Source organism: Salinibacterium sp. NG253 (genome assembly GCF_015864945.1).
Taxonomy (GTDB): domain Bacteria; phylum Actinomycetota; class Actinomycetes; order Actinomycetales; family Microbacteriaceae; genus Rhodoglobus.
Genome location: NZ_JADYWF010000002.1, coordinates 210,892 through 224,596 on the forward strand (window position 1 = coordinate 210,892; position 13,705 = coordinate 224,596).

Genomic DNA, 13,705 nt, shown 5'->3' on the forward strand with positions numbered 1-13,705 from the left:
CCGTGTACGACGGAATTGTTCAAGAACTGATCGACGAGCTCGGTCGGCTTCCCGGCATCGGGCCCAAGTCTGCTCAGCGCATCGCATTCCACATTTTGCAGACCGAAAGTTTTGATGTTCGTCGGCTTGCAGAACTGCTCAACGACATCCGCGACAAAGTGCATTTTTGCGCCATTTGCGGCAACGTAACCGAGCACGACACGTGTTCGATTTGTCGGGATGCTCGGCGCTCGCCGGCCACGATTTGTGTTGTCGAAGAGGCAAAAGACGTCGTCGCTATCGAGCGCACTCGCGAATTCCACGGGCTGTATCATGTACTCGGTGGAGCTATCAGCCCCATCGATGGAATTGGTCCCGACCAGTTGCGCATCAAGCAGCTGTTGGGCCGGTTAGCTGACGGCGTCGTCACAGAAGTCATCATCGCGACCGACCCCAATCTCGAAGGTGAAGCAACCGCTACGTACCTCACGCGGCTTCTCGTTCAACCCAACCTTCGTATTTCTCGCCTCGCATCCGGTCTCCCGGTCGGCGGAGATCTGGAATATGCCGACGAGGTCACTCTCGGTCGTGCATTTGAAGGTCGTCGAACGATCGACAACTAGCCCTCCCGTAACGAACTCGGCGGATGGTGCTGGCACCGTTAGACTCGCATTTTGGGCACCTGCTGCCCGATCAACCACGCTTCAGGAGAACAATGAGCCTCATCGTTCAGAAGTTCGGTGGCTCGTCCGTTGCCGACGCTGAGAGTATTAAGCGCGTCGCTAAGCGCATTGTCGAGACCCGCAAGGCCGGAAACGACGTTGTTGTTGTCGTTTCAGCCATGGGTGACACCACCGACGAACTCTTCGATCTCGCCGCGCAAGTCGTGCCAGTGCCGACCGGGCGCGAGCTCGACATGCTGCTTACCGCAGGCGAACGAATTTCGATGGCGTTGCTCGCCATGGCGATCAAGGGCTTGGGCGTCGACGCTCGCAGTTACACCGGCAGCCAGGCCGGAATGGTCACGGATGCCCAGCACGGTGCCGCGCGTATCGTGGAGGTTTCTCCTCGCCGCGTCAAAGAAGCCCTCGACGATGGCGCTATCGCGATCGTCGCAGGCTTCCAAGGATTCAACCGGGGAACCGGAGACATTACGACTCTCGGTCGCGGTGGCTCAGACACCACCGCGGTAGCCCTCGCCGCCGCGCTCGGTGCCGAGACGTGCGAAATCTATACCGACGTCGATGGCATTTTTACGGCTGATCCCCGCATCGTGAAGTCCGCGGGCAAGGTCGATGTCGTCACGAGCGAAGAAATGTTGGAGCTTGCTGCGGCAGGCGCCAAGGTGCTCGATGTGCGCGCTGTGGAATATGCGCGCCGGCACGGGGTAACGATCCACGTGCGGTCGTCGTTCAATAACAACACGGGCACGTTGGTAGTCAATCCGAAGGATGGAGAGAGCGTGGAAGAAGCAATCATCACAGGTGTTGCCTCCGATCTGAGCGAAGCGAAGATCACGGTGGTAGGAGTTCCTGATGTTCCAGGAAAGGCTGCACAGATCTTTACGATCGTGGCCACCGCTAATGCCAACATCGACATGATCGTTCAGAACGTTTCTGAGGCGGCCACCGGTCGCACCGACATCTCCTTCACTCTGAAGAAGTCGGATGCCGAAGATGTGCTTCGAGCGTTGACCTTCAATCAAGAAGAGGTTGGCTTCGAGTCGCTGCAGCACGATGACCAGATCGGAAAGCTCTCCGTGGTCGGCGGCGGCATGCGCACCAACGCTGGAGTGTCGGCTCGACTGTTCACAGCTCTGTTCGAGGCTGGCATCAACATGGAAATGATCTCCACCAGTGAGATTCGCATTTCTGTCGTCACGCGTGCTGACACCGTCGCCGAGGCGGTTCGCGTGGTGCACACGGCGTTCGGCCTTGATGGCGATGAAGAAGCTGTTGTGCACGCGGGAACGGGCCGCTAACCGCGCTTCGCGGCCAAATTTTCTTCTTGTTCGGCGCTAGTGTGGCGAATACAAACTGTAGGTAGAGGTACTCATGAGTAACGCAGGCATCCGTATTGGTGTTGTTGGTGCAACGGGTCAGGTTGGCGCTGTTGTGCGTCGTCTGTTGGAAGAACGTGATTTTCCGGTAGCGGAGATTCGTTACTTCGCATCTGCTCGCAGTGCGGGCACGACGTTGCCGTTCAAGGGTGAGCAGATCACCGTTGAAGATGCCTCTGTTGCTGATCCCACGGGCCTTGACGTTGCGATTTTCTCTGCTGGTGCCACGACGTCGCTGGCGCAGGCTCCCCGCTTTGCAGCGGCCGGCGTCACGGTGATCGATAACTCGTCGGGCTGGCGCATGGACCCTGAGGTTCCGCTGGTCGTCAGCGAGGTCAACCCCCACGCGATTGACCAGGCCGTTAAGGGCATCATTGCGAACCCGAACTGCACCACGATGGCAGCGATGCCGGTGTTGAAGGTTCTGGATGCCGAAGCCGGTCTTGAGCGCTTGATCGTGAGCACCTACCAGGCTGTGTCTGGCGCAGGCCTTGCCGGTGGCGAAGAGCTACTCGAGCAGGCTGCTGCTGCGGTCGCCCAAAACACGATGGGACTCGTCGAGGATGGCGCGGCCGTCACCATGCCTGCCCCGAACAAGTTCCCCAAAAACATTGCGTTCAACGTTGTTCCGTTTGCCGGCAACATCGTCGACGATGGACTCAACGAGACCGACGAAGAGAAGAAGCTGCGCAACGAGAGCCGCAAGATTCTCGAACTGCCCGGCCTGTTGGTCAGTGGCACGTGCGTTCGCGTCCCAGTCTTCACCGGCCATTCGTTGTCGATCAACGCCGAATTTGCCAAGCCCTTGAGCCCCGAGCGGGCGAAGGAATTGCTGGCGGATGCTCCCGGTGTCAGTCTCAGCGACATCCCGACGCCTCTCGACGCAGCGGGCGCCGACCCCAGCTTTGTGGGTCGCATCCGCACGGATGAGGGCGTGCCGAACGGTCGCGGCCTCGCGTTGTTTATTAGCAACGACAACCTGCGCAAGGGTGCCGCTCTCAACGCGGTGCAAATCGCGGAGCTTGTTGCCGCAAAGATTCTCGCAAAGGTTTCGGCTTAGCGGGCACGCTTCACTGCCCGCCGCTCCGAACTTCCCGTATGACCTTCGGTTCCGCAGCCCGCACGATCATTGCGATGATCGCGGTCTCCGTCACGTTGGGTCTTGCGGGGTGCGCGACGAGCGCGTCCTCGACGGAGCCTCTCGCCGTCGCGGCGGCAGATTCCGATGCTCTTCGGGTCGCTTTCTATGGCGACTCGTATACGCGGGGAACAGGAGCATCAGCGGAGCAATTGCGCTGGTCGACGCTTCTCAGCAGCCAGCATGGCTGGAGTGAGTTCAATCCGAGCGTGAGCGGTCTTGGGTTCATGCGCAACCGCACGGAGTTCGGCGACGGCGACCTGCCCGGCCTCATCATTGCCGACGACCCCGATGTCGTTATTGTCGCGATGGGCCTCAACGACAACTTCGCCTACGACGCGTATGCCGACGAGCTGCCCGGCCAGATCCTGAGCGATTTCGAGCGACTCGTGTCGGAGCTCCCGGATGCCCAGATCATTGTCGTCGAGCCTTTCTGGTACAAAACCCAGCGCCCTGCTTCGGTCGGAGTGATCATTTCGTGGGTGCGTGACGCCGCAACTGAAGCCGGCGCCGATTACGTGTCGGGCGCGTCGTATTGGCTCACGGGGCATCCGGAGTGGATGTCCGATGACAACCTGCATCCCAACGATGCGGGGCATGCGGCGATCGCAACCCAGATGGATCTCGCGCTTCGCGAACTCGGGCTCTAGCTCTCGTGAATTACTCATGGTCTCCCGCGCCGAAGGCCACAGCAATCGTTTGGGCCACCCGCGCCGAACTCCTTCCATGAAGTTTGATTCAGTAGCCCGCATTATCGCGACGACCGTTGTGGTCGCAGCGGCCCTCAGCCTCTCGGCCTGCAGCTCCGAGGAGCCCGCGGCCGAACGCGACCCCAGCGACGTTCGCGTCGCTTTCTATGGTGACTCCTACACTCTCGGCACCGGAGCGTCGGCTTTCGAGAACCGGTGGTCGACGGTGATCAGCGAGCAGCGGGGGTGGAGCGAGTTCAATCCGAGCGTGAACGGACTCGGCTTTATCAACAACCGCAGCACATTCGGCGACGGCGATCTTCCGAGCCTGATCATCGCGGATGACCCCGACATCGTGATCGTGACGATGGGCCTCAACGACAACTTCAGTTTCGATGCCCGATCCGACGACATCCGCGCTCAAATCTCAGCAGATTTCGACCGGCTGACAACCGCGCTTCCGGATGCCCGCTTCATTGTTGTCGAGCCGTTCTGGTACACGGATGAGCGGCCAGAGTCGGTCGAAACGATCATCGGTTGGGTCGAGGCTGCCGCATCCGACAGCGGTGCTGACTACATTCCGGGGGCCTCGCACTGGATCGAGGGGCACCCCGAGTGGATGGCCAGCGACGGGCTGCATCCCAACAATGAGGGTTACGCGGCGATGGCCAGCGAGATGGATCAGGCTCTTCGCACTTTGGGCCTCTAACAGAAGGCTAAAGTGGAGTTGTGAAGAAAACCGTCGACGTCGCGCTTATCGGCGGCGGAATCATGAGTGCCACCCTCGGAACGCTGCTAAAGCAATTGCAGCCGGACTGGGAGATCCAGATTTTCGAACGCTTGGGCGAACTTGCCCTGGAGAGTTCGAATCCGTGGAACAACGCTGGCACCGGACATTCCGCGCTGTGCGAGCTCAATTACACCCCGCAAAAGAGCGATGGCTCTATCGAGATTTCGAGTGCGGTGAAGGTCAACGAGCAGTTCCAGGTGTCACGCCAGTTCTGGTCGTACCTCGTTGATGAGGGCGCGTTGCCCGAACCCGAGTCGTTCATCAATGCGACCCCGCACATGAGCTTTGTATGGGGCGAAACAAACGTCGAATATTTGCGCAAGCGTTTCGAAGCGCTCAAGGATCACCCGCTCTTCGCGGGCATGGAATACAGCGAAGACCCTGCCGTCATTCACGGCTGGGCGCCGCTCATGATGCCAGGTCGCCTCAAGTCAGAGCCAGTGGCCGCGACGCACATTCCTGCGGGCACTGACGTCGACTTTGGTGCGCTTTCGCACTATCTCGTCAACAACCTCGTGGAGTCGGGTGCTGAGCTCAGCACGGGCATCCTGGTCACGAACCTCACGAAACAGCGCGACGGACTGTGGAAGCTCAAGCTGCGTCACGACATCGGCGGCACTCCTGTCGAGCCCGTGACCGCACGTTTCGTCTTCGTGGGTGCTGGCGGTTACGCCCTCAACCTTCTACAGAAGTCGGGCATCAAAGAGATTCGCGGCTTCGGCGGGTTCCCCGTCAGCGGCGAGTTCCTGCGCACCGACAACCCCGAGCTCGTGGCTGCCCACAGTGCCAAGGTCTACGGCAAGGCGGCTGTTGGTTCGCCGCCCATGTCGGTTCCTCACCTCGACCTTCGCGTCGTTGAGGGGGAGGGCAGCCTCATGTTCGGCCCCTACGCCGGATTCAGCCCCAAGTTCTTGAAGACCGGTTCAGTTCTCGACCTCTTTGCGTCCATCCGGTGGCACAACGTGCTCCCGATGGTCGCCGCCGGCCTCAGCAACCTGTCGCTCGTCAAGTATTTGGTTGGTCAGCTCATGGCGAGCCCCGAGACCAAGTTCGAAGAACTCAAGGCATTCGTGCCCAATGCCAAGCCAGAAGATTGGTACAGCATCACGGCTGGTCAGCGCGTGCAGGTGATGAAGAAAGACCCGAAGAAGATCGGTGTCTTGCAGTTTGGCACCGAGGTCGTGTCCTCCGCCGATGGCAGCATTGCTGGCCTTCTCGGCGCATCGCCGGGAGCCTCCACGGCCGTGCCGATCATGCTCGGTCTGGTGGAGAAGTGCTTCCCCGAGCGTATGGATGAGTGGCGTCCGAAGATCGAGAAGATGATCCCGACGTTCGGCCAGCAGCTTGCTGACTCGCCTGAACTTGCTCGAGAGACGATCACCCGCACGGCGAAGGCGTTGCACATCAATCCGTAAGTGGCTTGTAGCGCGCTATTTGTCCCCCGTTTAGTGGGCCTTTGACCCCAACTGTACCCCGCACGCGGGGTACAGTTCGTACCCCGATTGCTGCCATACTGTGTGTGGTGTATTTCCGGCACGAGGAACGGGGGCAGACATGTCTATTGGCTTGCCTGCCCACCTGCGCAAAGAGAGCGTCACTCGGGCTTTCGCGCGGGTTATTAACGCTGTCGCTTTCGTCTGCTTAACCCTCGCGTTCGTGGGGGTGGTGACGTTGTATGCCAGCGACACGAGCCGCAATCTCGTGCCTGCGGCGATCGCACTTATTCCGATGCTCATTACGGTCAGGCTCCTGAACCGCTATCGCACGATGTTCTTTACCGTCGCGCACCTTCTCATCGGCGGCCCCGCTACCTACTGGTTCGCGCTCACGATCATTTCGCAATTGCGACCGGTAGGGGTTGTCGGGCACTACTTGCTCGACCTCGTCCTGATCGCCATGATGTTCGTGGGCGGCGCCGGGCGCAACGTGGTGTGGAGCATCCTCTGGTGCACGGTTGGTGTTGCCGTGTCTCAGGCGTCAGTGGCGTTGGCATCGCTGCAGATTCAGGGCTTTGTTCACCCGCATCCGACAGTCTTTGTGATTTACGTTGCTGCTATCAGCGTGCTCATGATCCTGCGGCTCAGCCAACGCGGGGTGCGGCGCGTGCAGTCTCACCTGCACCGGGCGGCACGCGATGATGAGTTCGCGAGTCTTCGCTATGGCATCGAAGCCACCTCCGCTGCCGTTATGCACGACACGGTTCTTAGTCATCTCGCCGCTATCGCACACGCTCCATTTGGCGCGATGAACCCGAAACTCCAGCGCGACATTAGCCGTGACCTTGAGGTGCTCGTGGGCGAAGAATGGCTTTCGGAGGCGGCTCTCGATTCCTCCGATAGCGTGCGGCACGACTGGCAGAACAGCGCGCTCCTCGCGACGATTACTGAGGCTCGTGCCCTAGAACTCGTCGTTGAAGTCACCGGAGACTTGACGGCGTTGTCCCGCTTGGATTCGAGAGGCGATGCTGCTCTTGCCCCCGCCGTTAAGCAGTGTCTCGTCAATGTCATCAATCACTCCGGCACGATGCGGGCTGAAGTGGCAATCTTCGGCTCCCCGAGCGAAGTGAGCGTGCTCGTCGTGGATGCGGGCAAGGGCTTCAACGAGGCGGAGACCGGTGCTGATCGGCTGGGTTTGCGGCAGTCTGTTCGCCGGCGAATCGAGACGGTGTCGGGAACAGTTCAAGTCTGGTCTACTCCGGGCCTCGGCACATCGGTCATGATTCGGGTGCCCACGGCTGAGAACGCGCCCGCCTTAGAGCGGAGTGCAGCCCAATGACCGCTCTCGCTGACACCGAGTCGGTTCAACAGCTCGACCCCCTCGGGACCCTTGACGCGCGCCCCGTCAGCGTTGTGGCTGCGGCTGGCGTTCTTATTCTCGGCGCTGTTATGACCTGGCTTAGCGGGCCGAACATCGCCCATCCCGTGCTCGCAAATAGTGCGTTGATCTTTGTTGCGCTCTCTTCGGTGACGCTGATCATTGGAACGAGCCCGCTGCGTGCCCCGTTCAGCGGCGGGCTGCACGCGGCTGTTATCGGCTATCTGGTTATCGCGTTCGCGCTCAGTTCGGCGTCGCTGGGAAGCAATGCTGCGCTGCTCACCGATTTCTGGGGGCCGCTGCTCATTGGTATTGCCTGCATGGCCCTTGCCCCCTATCGGCCCATCGCAGAACTGGTCACGATGGGGGTGGTCGCCGCGATCTTCACGGGGTTTATCGCCATCGTGCAGTCGTCCGTTTCGGAAGTTCAGGCGCCAGCGATGATCGTCGCCCTCTTTTCGATGACTCCGGTTCTCACGATGTCGATCGGTGGTGCCGCGTTTTCACGGTCGCTCATCCAGACGCATGAAGAGTGGGCGTCACGCGCCCTGCGAGCGACGTCGCGCCAGATGAGACGTGAGCATGCGGGAGTTGCGCGATCGGTGCAACAGGACCGCGTCACTATCCTCAACCGCGATATTGCGCCGCTCTTTGCTGAACTCGCTCAGCGCGGAATCATCTCGCCCGAGGACCGCGCTCGAGCGGCCACATACTCGGAATCGATCCGTGAACTCATGGTTACCGAAGTTAACCGCAGTTGGCTCGAATCTGTCGTTGCCAACTCTTTCGGTGCGCTCGACGATGGTAATCGGGTCTACGACCCTCATCGACTGGCCGGTGCCATGACAGCCCATCAACGCACTGCCTTGCGCGCGGCCGTATTGGCCGTTGCGACCGGTGGTGAAATTGACCGTCGCAGTGTGCGCCTCGCGATTGAGAAGACTGACTCCGGGGCGGTTATCACAGTGACAGGCCTCATCACCTCATCCGAATCATCGTGGCGTTCGTCTTTGGCGCCCTATCTCGCAGTTTTGCGCGTTGTCTTTACTGGACTTCGCATTTCTTATCGATCGCCCTCTCTCACCGTTAGGTTCACTTATGACACCCCCTGAGACCAACCTCAGCGCTCATCTCGGCGACAGGCCGCCCATTCGTCTTGCGATCCTCGACGATCACGAAGTGCTGCTCGACAGCCTCAACAGTTGGATCACCAACAACGCACCGGACTTCGATGTTGTTCTCACCGCCAGCACGTGGCTCGAGCTCGTGCACAGCGACCGTTTTCCGACCGAGCTCGTCTTTCTCGACTTCCAGCTGAAAGAGCCTGTGTCGATCGAAGCCCGTGTGCGCACATGTCGCGCCGCGGGAGCCAAAGTGATCGTTCTCTCCAGCCTCGATAGCCGCGAGGCTCGTGACCGCGCTCTGGCGGCCGGGGCGGCCACTTTCCTCTCGAAGTCGCTGCCGATGCACGAAGTGATGGATGCCGCCCGCCAGATCATGGGCGTCGAGGGCGAAGGTTCGCAGCAGCATGACTGGCGACCACTGCCATCGGGATCGGCTGACCAGTCGAAGCCGAAGCTGAGTGCCGGCGAGGCTGACGCACTCACCCTGTACGCTTCTGGACTAAGCACACCGCAGGTTGCCGAGCGGATGAACGTTCAATACGAAACGGCAAAGACTTACCTGCGCAGGGTGCGAGAAAAGTACGCAAAGGCCAACCGGCCGGCAAGTAAAAAGGCTGACCTGATTCGTCGGGCTGCTGAGGATGGATTTCTACGCTGATGAGCAAACTGTATTTCCGCTACGGAGCCATGAACAGTGGCAAGAGCACCGCGTTGCTGCAGGCCGCCTACAACTACGAAGAGCGCGATCAGCAGGTGTTGCTGGCAAAGCCGCACATCGATACCAAGGGCGACAACGCGATCATTTCGCGACTGGGCGTAACGCGTCAGGTCGACTTCACAATTTCGCCGACCGACGACGTGTACGAGGTGTTTGCTCGCGAACGAGCAAGCGTGTTCGAGAAGACCGGGCTGCCGGTGAGTTGCTTGCTCGTCGACGAGGCTCAGTTCTTTACCGAAGCCCAGGTCGATGACTTGCTGCGTATCGCCATTGTGGAGAAGGTTCCGGTGCTGGCTTACGGTATCCGCACCGACTTCCAGACGGTCGCGTTTCCTGGCAGCCGTCGTTTGCTCGAAATTGCGCATTCGCTTGAAGAGCTCAAGACCATTTGCCGCTGCGGCCGCAAAGCAGTATTCAACGCCCGCACGGTCGGGGACCAGTTCATTTTCGACGGCGACCAAGTCGCTATCGACGGGGTGGATGTCGGCTACCAGTCGCTGTGCGGAGCGTGCTACCTCGAAGAGAGCGGTGGCGTTCTCAACAGTGGATGGCGCCCCAAGATCGAGTTCAGCTACGGAAGCGCGCCTGACGCCGACTTCTCGTAAGGCTGGGGACGGCACCTGCGCCGTACCGAGAGGCTGTTAACGACGAAACACCCTCCCGAAGGAGGGCGTTTCGTCGTACTTACTGCAGTTTGTCGGGGTAGCGGGATTTGAACCCACGACCTCTTCGTCCCGAACGAAGCGCGCTACCAAGCTGCGCCACACCCCGATCATCGGTCACTTGCGCGACCGATACATCAAGAATAGCCGATATCTCCGGCGGTGAGAGTCACTATCACCGCTTCTGGTTTGCAAGCGAAGCGAACGGGCGCGTAAATCGACGTTCCGAGGCCCGCGCTGACGTTGAGGAACGCAGCACGACGCAAGTGGTGCCAGATGCTGAGGCCGCTCGCCTGCTCGCGAGGGATGTCGCAATTAGTCACGAGGGCAGGCATGCCAGGCACGCGAACTTGGCCTCCGTGGGTGTGTCCAGCGAAGATGGCGTCAGCACCGTTAGTGACGAGGGCATCGAGCACGCGACGGTAGGGGGCATGCGTTACGCCGAGCGCTACGGTTTCGGGGCCGTGGGGGTCATCCGCCCAGCCCACGTTTTCGCGCATTTCTTCGACATTGGCGGGAAGCCGGTCGAGGCGCTCCCAGCCGCGATGCGCATCTGCCGTGCCGAAAAGCTCGAGCCGTGACCCGCGCATCTCGATCGCCCGCGCGTGGTTATTGAGCGAGAGCCAGCCGAGTTGGTCTTCGAAGTACGCATCCAAAGCATCTGTGTCGAGGTGTTCGACGGGGCGATGTCCTGAGGACGGCCCGGTGAAATAGGTAAAAGGGTTTTTGAATTGGGGGCCGTAGTAGTCGTTCGAGCCGTGCACGAAGACTCCGGGAACGCCGGCGAAAGGTTCGAAGGCGCGCTTGATGCCCAGGATGCCGTCGCGGTGGCCCAGGTTGTCGCCAGTGTTGACGACCAGATCGGGCTCATACAGCGCTAACTCGCGAACCCAGTCCTGCTTGCGAGTTTGCCACGGAGCCATGTGCAAATCGGAGAGGTGCAGCACGGTAATGTCGCGCGCACTCGGGTCGAGGATCGGAAGGATCTCGTGTCGAACAGTGAACGCATTGCGTTCAACCAACGAGCCCCACGCGAACGCGGCGACCCCTGCCGCAGCTACCGCACCGAGTGCGGTAGCTGCGGGGGAGAGACGTCTGCCTACGGACACGGCGTTGACTGCGCGACGGTGAGCTTGATCGTGGTGCTCGTCTTTGCGTAGGAGCCTGCCGACGGGCTGGAGGCTGTTACCTTTCCGTCGCTCGGGTCACCCGGCGATACTTCCTCGCAGGACTGGCTCACGTTCGAGAATCCAGACCCGCTGAGGATGCCCTGGGCGGTGGCTAAGTCATCCCCGACGACGTCGGGTACCTCCACCTTGTTGCCCTTACTGGTGTAGACCGTGACGGTGACGCCGGCGGCGGACTGTGTGCCCGCTGCAGGATTCGTCCGGACGACCTGACCTTCAGGGAGCTCAGAATCGACCTGGCCGCCATCTGCGAAGCTGAAGCCCAGGCTCACGAGCACTGACTTGGCCTGTTCCAGCGACTGCAGGGAGAGGTCAGGAACCTCGGTACCCGAACCGGTGAGAAGGCTTGAGTCGGGTTCAGGAAGAGCACCACCGGGGTACTTGATGTTGAGCGCGGTGTCCGTTGCTTTGGTGATGTAGTGGCGCAGACGATAACCGTTCACACCGGCGTAGTAGAGCTGGCTGATGTTTTGGAACCCGGAAATGTTTCCGACCCAGGTTGCCGTGCCGTAACGAGTCGTTCCGCTCGCCATCCACGTGTGGACAGCGCCGTCGGTGGTTCCCGTCTTACCAAAGATCGGGATGCCATCGTTGGGGTCGGAGTAGGCAGCGTTACCGCGGTTCAGTACTTCAGTGAGTACATATGCGGTGGTCGCGGCGACCTCAGGAGAGATGGCCTGACGGCAATTTTGTTCTTGGCCACCAAGGTCGGTGTTGCTGGCGTTGATCGCCTTGTCGATGATGATCGGCTCGCACCAGAGTCCGCCAGCACCAATCGTGGCGTATGCCGACGCCATGCTGAGCGGGGTTACATCGTTCGTGCCGATGATCGATGACGGGAAGCTTTCAAGCTCGGCGCCGTCGGCTCGCTCAACGCCCATGCTTGCAGCGACGTTGCGAATGTTACACAGGTCAAGTTGGGTAGCCATGGAGAAAAACACACCATTGATGGACTCTGCGGTACCTTCGGCGACAGTGTAAATGCCCGACTCATTGGCGTTGTTACCGAACTCCACGGTGTCGCCGTAGGGGCCGTTGCAACTATCCAAAAACTGAGAGCCTGGGATGTCTCGAGCGGTACCTTCAAGACGGTCGTAGATGCCCTTGCCCTGAATGAGCCACTCGATGAGGGTGAACACCTTGTACGTCGATCCGGGTTGGAATCCGCTCGATCCGCCATAGTTGTAGCTGGTGTTGTAGTTCACAGCGGTGCTCTCGATGCCACCGCCGTCGAGGGTGTCGTTGAAGAGTTTATTTTCGGCCATCACGAGCACTCGCCCGGTGCCCGACTCAACGGTGGAGGTGGCGCTTCCCAGGCTGAACGAAGTCTCGTCGTTGGGCGCGTACGTCCAGGTGGCTTTCTGGGCGGGAATTTGAGCGTCGAGGTCGAGGGTCGTGTAGAGGCTGTAGCCGCCCTTCTTCCAATTCTGGTTGCGCTCGTCGACGGTGTCGCCGAGGAACTCGAAGTCGGGAACACTTTTGACGACGTAGTCGCAGAACCACTTGGCGTACTCGTAGGCCGAGGTGCAACCGTTATTCGGCGCGGAGAGGTCTACAGATTCTTCGTCTACTTGAATAGCAACGGCTTCGTCGTATTGTGTGCGATCGATGGCGCCGACGTCGAGCATCGCGACGAGAATAACGTTGCGACGCTCTTGGTTGGCTGCATAGTTTTCAGGATCCGACAGGTTTCGGACGCTGGGCTCTTGCACGATGGCGATCAGGCTTGCTGACTGCTCGAGAGTGAGATCCTTCGCATCAACGCTGTAATAGCGCTGCGCGGCGGCCTGAATGCCGTACGTGGCGTTGCCGAAGTTGGCGATGTTGAGGTACGCGGTCAGGATTTCCTTCTTCGTGTACCGCTTCTCAAGCCCAATTGCGAGCTTCATCTCTTTGAGTTTGCGGTCGAAGGACTGACTCGTGGCGGCAAGATACGCGGCCGAGCGCTCATCTTCGGTTGGCAGAGATTCTGCCTCTGAGATGTAGGTGTTCTTGACGAGCTGCATCGTCAGCGTGGATGCACCACTCTCGATTCCCGAAGAAACGAAGTTACCCACGGCGGCACGCACGAGCGAGGTGAGGTCGACACCACCGTGCTCGAAGAATCGGCGGTCCTCGCCTGCAACTACAGCATCAACGGCGTACTCGGAGATCTCGTCGAATCCGACCTCTTGACGGTTCTGATCGTAGATCGTGGCGATCTGGTAGTAGCCGTCTACGTTGCCGCTGCCGGTGAACTGCGCGAAGATCGCATTGCGTTCTGGCTGCTGATCGATTTCGAGGTAATCGGGCAGTCCATCGAAGATGCCGATGGTACTTGTGGCGGTGATGCCGGTGACCGCGAGCGCGGGGGCAACCATGGCTGTGACGAGCACGCCAGAGAGGACACTGAAGCTGATCAATCCGGCAATAGCCGAAACGATGCCGCGACGCGGAGTTTTTTGGGCAGACATATGATCAAGAGTAGGGGATCATTGATAACGCCATGCTGAACGGGAGCCGCAAATATGCCTAAATGGGAGTACTTGACAACACCACTGATGGT

Annotated in this window: 12 protein-coding genes and 1 tRNA gene; 10 read left to right on the forward strand and 3 right to left on the reverse strand. The window is 60.0% G+C overall.

Features of this window, described 5'->3' with window-relative positions:
* Nucleotides 1-2 precede the first annotated feature (2 nt).
* The 10 genes from recR (at nucleotide 3) to I6E52_RS10970 (ending at nucleotide 9,916) form a co-directional block, all read left to right on the forward strand.
* A complete protein-coding gene (gene recR, locus I6E52_RS10925; RefSeq protein WP_197107976.1) occupies nucleotides 3-602 on the forward strand; it encodes a recombination mediator RecR in 600 nt (199 codons plus the stop codon).
* A 92-nt stretch (nucleotides 603-694) separates the two neighbouring features.
* Nucleotides 695-1,960, forward strand: coding sequence for an aspartate kinase (locus I6E52_RS10930; protein ID WP_197157353.1), 1,266 nt, complete (start codon nucleotides 695-697; stop codon nucleotides 1,958-1,960).
* 73 nt (nucleotides 1,961-2,033) lie between these two features.
* Nucleotides 2,034-3,098, forward strand: coding sequence for an aspartate-semialdehyde dehydrogenase (locus I6E52_RS10935; protein WP_197157364.1), 1,065 nt, complete (start codon nucleotides 2,034-2,036; stop codon nucleotides 3,096-3,098).
* 38 nt (nucleotides 3,099-3,136) lie between these two features.
* On the forward strand, nucleotides 3,137-3,826 hold the full coding sequence (locus I6E52_RS10940) for an SGNH/GDSL hydrolase family protein (RefSeq protein ID WP_197157366.1): 690 nt from the start codon (nucleotides 3,137-3,139) through the stop codon (nucleotides 3,824-3,826).
* Nucleotides 3,827-3,902: 76 nt separating this feature from the next.
* A complete protein-coding gene (locus I6E52_RS10945; RefSeq protein WP_197157368.1) occupies nucleotides 3,903-4,574 on the forward strand; it encodes an SGNH/GDSL hydrolase family protein in 672 nt (223 codons plus the stop codon).
* Nucleotides 4,575-4,594: 20 nt separating this feature from the next.
* Complete coding sequence (locus I6E52_RS10950; RefSeq protein WP_197157370.1) at nucleotides 4,595-6,070, forward strand: malate:quinone oxidoreductase; 1,476 nt, start codon at nucleotides 4,595-4,597, stop codon at nucleotides 6,068-6,070.
* Nucleotides 6,071-6,209: 139 nt separating this feature from the next.
* Complete coding sequence (locus I6E52_RS10955) at nucleotides 6,210-7,430, forward strand: sensor histidine kinase (RefSeq protein WP_197157372.1); 1,221 nt, start codon at nucleotides 6,210-6,212, stop codon at nucleotides 7,428-7,430.
* Complete coding sequence (locus I6E52_RS10960; protein WP_197157374.1) at nucleotides 7,427-8,581, forward strand: hypothetical protein; 1,155 nt, start codon at nucleotides 7,427-7,429, stop codon at nucleotides 8,579-8,581. The genes I6E52_RS10955 and I6E52_RS10960 overlap by 4 nt, the downstream gene beginning before the upstream one ends.
* Nucleotides 8,568-9,251 carry a response regulator gene (locus I6E52_RS10965; protein WP_197126021.1) on the forward strand — a complete coding sequence of 228 codons (684 nt, stop codon included), beginning with the start codon at nucleotides 8,568-8,570 and terminating at the stop codon, nucleotides 9,249-9,251. The genes I6E52_RS10960 and I6E52_RS10965 overlap by 14 nt, the downstream gene beginning before the upstream one ends.
* On the forward strand, nucleotides 9,251-9,916 hold the full coding sequence (locus tag I6E52_RS10970) for a thymidine kinase (RefSeq protein ID WP_197157377.1): 666 nt from the start codon (nucleotides 9,251-9,253) through the stop codon (nucleotides 9,914-9,916). The genes I6E52_RS10965 and I6E52_RS10970 overlap by 1 nt, the downstream gene beginning before the upstream one ends.
* Before the next feature lie 92 nt (nucleotides 9,917-10,008).
* On the opposite strand, the gene I6E52_RS10975 is transcribed toward I6E52_RS10970, so the two are convergent.
* The 3 genes from I6E52_RS10975 to I6E52_RS10985 form a co-directional block, all read right to left on the reverse strand.
* A tRNA-Pro gene (locus tag I6E52_RS10975) sits at nucleotides 10,009-10,082 on the reverse strand.
* 28 nt (nucleotides 10,083-10,110) lie between these two features.
* The gene (locus tag I6E52_RS10980; RefSeq protein WP_197157379.1) at nucleotides 10,111-11,082 is read right to left on the reverse strand and encodes a metallophosphoesterase; all 972 of its coding nucleotides are present in this window, start codon (nucleotides 11,080-11,082) and stop codon (nucleotides 10,111-10,113) included.
* Complete coding sequence (locus I6E52_RS10985) at nucleotides 11,073-13,613, reverse strand: transglycosylase domain-containing protein (protein WP_197157389.1); 2,541 nt, start codon at nucleotides 13,611-13,613, stop codon at nucleotides 11,073-11,075. The genes I6E52_RS10980 and I6E52_RS10985 overlap by 10 nt, the downstream gene beginning before the upstream one ends.
* Between the last annotated feature and the right edge of the window lie 92 nt (nucleotides 13,614-13,705).

What these genes read in the sequence shown, in the direction of transcription:
- I6E52_RS10970 (WP_197157377.1), top strand. Translation starts at nt 9,251, where the DNA reads ATGAGCAAACTGTATTTCCGCTACGGAGCCATGAACAGTGGCAAGAGC.
- I6E52_RS10935 (WP_197157364.1), top strand. Translation starts at nt 2,034, where the DNA reads ATGAGTAACGCAGGCATCCGTATTGGTGTTGTTGGTGCAACGGGTCAG.
- I6E52_RS10985 (WP_197157389.1), bottom strand. Translation starts at nt 13,613, where the DNA reads ATGTCTGCCCAAAAAACTCCGCGTCGCGGCATCGTTTCGGCTATTGCC.
- I6E52_RS10940 (WP_197157366.1), top strand. Translation starts at nt 3,137, where the DNA reads ATGACCTTCGGTTCCGCAGCCCGCACGATCATTGCGATGATCGCGGTC.
- I6E52_RS10930 (WP_197157353.1), top strand. Translation starts at nt 695, where the DNA reads ATGAGCCTCATCGTTCAGAAGTTCGGTGGCTCGTCCGTTGCCGACGCT.
- I6E52_RS10955 (WP_197157372.1), top strand. Translation starts at nt 6,210, where the DNA reads ATGTCTATTGGCTTGCCTGCCCACCTGCGCAAAGAGAGCGTCACTCGG.
- I6E52_RS10960 (WP_197157374.1), top strand. Translation starts at nt 7,427, where the DNA reads ATGACCGCTCTCGCTGACACCGAGTCGGTTCAACAGCTCGACCCCCTC.
- I6E52_RS10945 (WP_197157368.1), top strand. Translation starts at nt 3,903, where the DNA reads ATGAAGTTTGATTCAGTAGCCCGCATTATCGCGACGACCGTTGTGGTC.
- I6E52_RS10965 (WP_197126021.1), top strand. Translation starts at nt 8,568, where the DNA reads ATGACACCCCCTGAGACCAACCTCAGCGCTCATCTCGGCGACAGGCCG.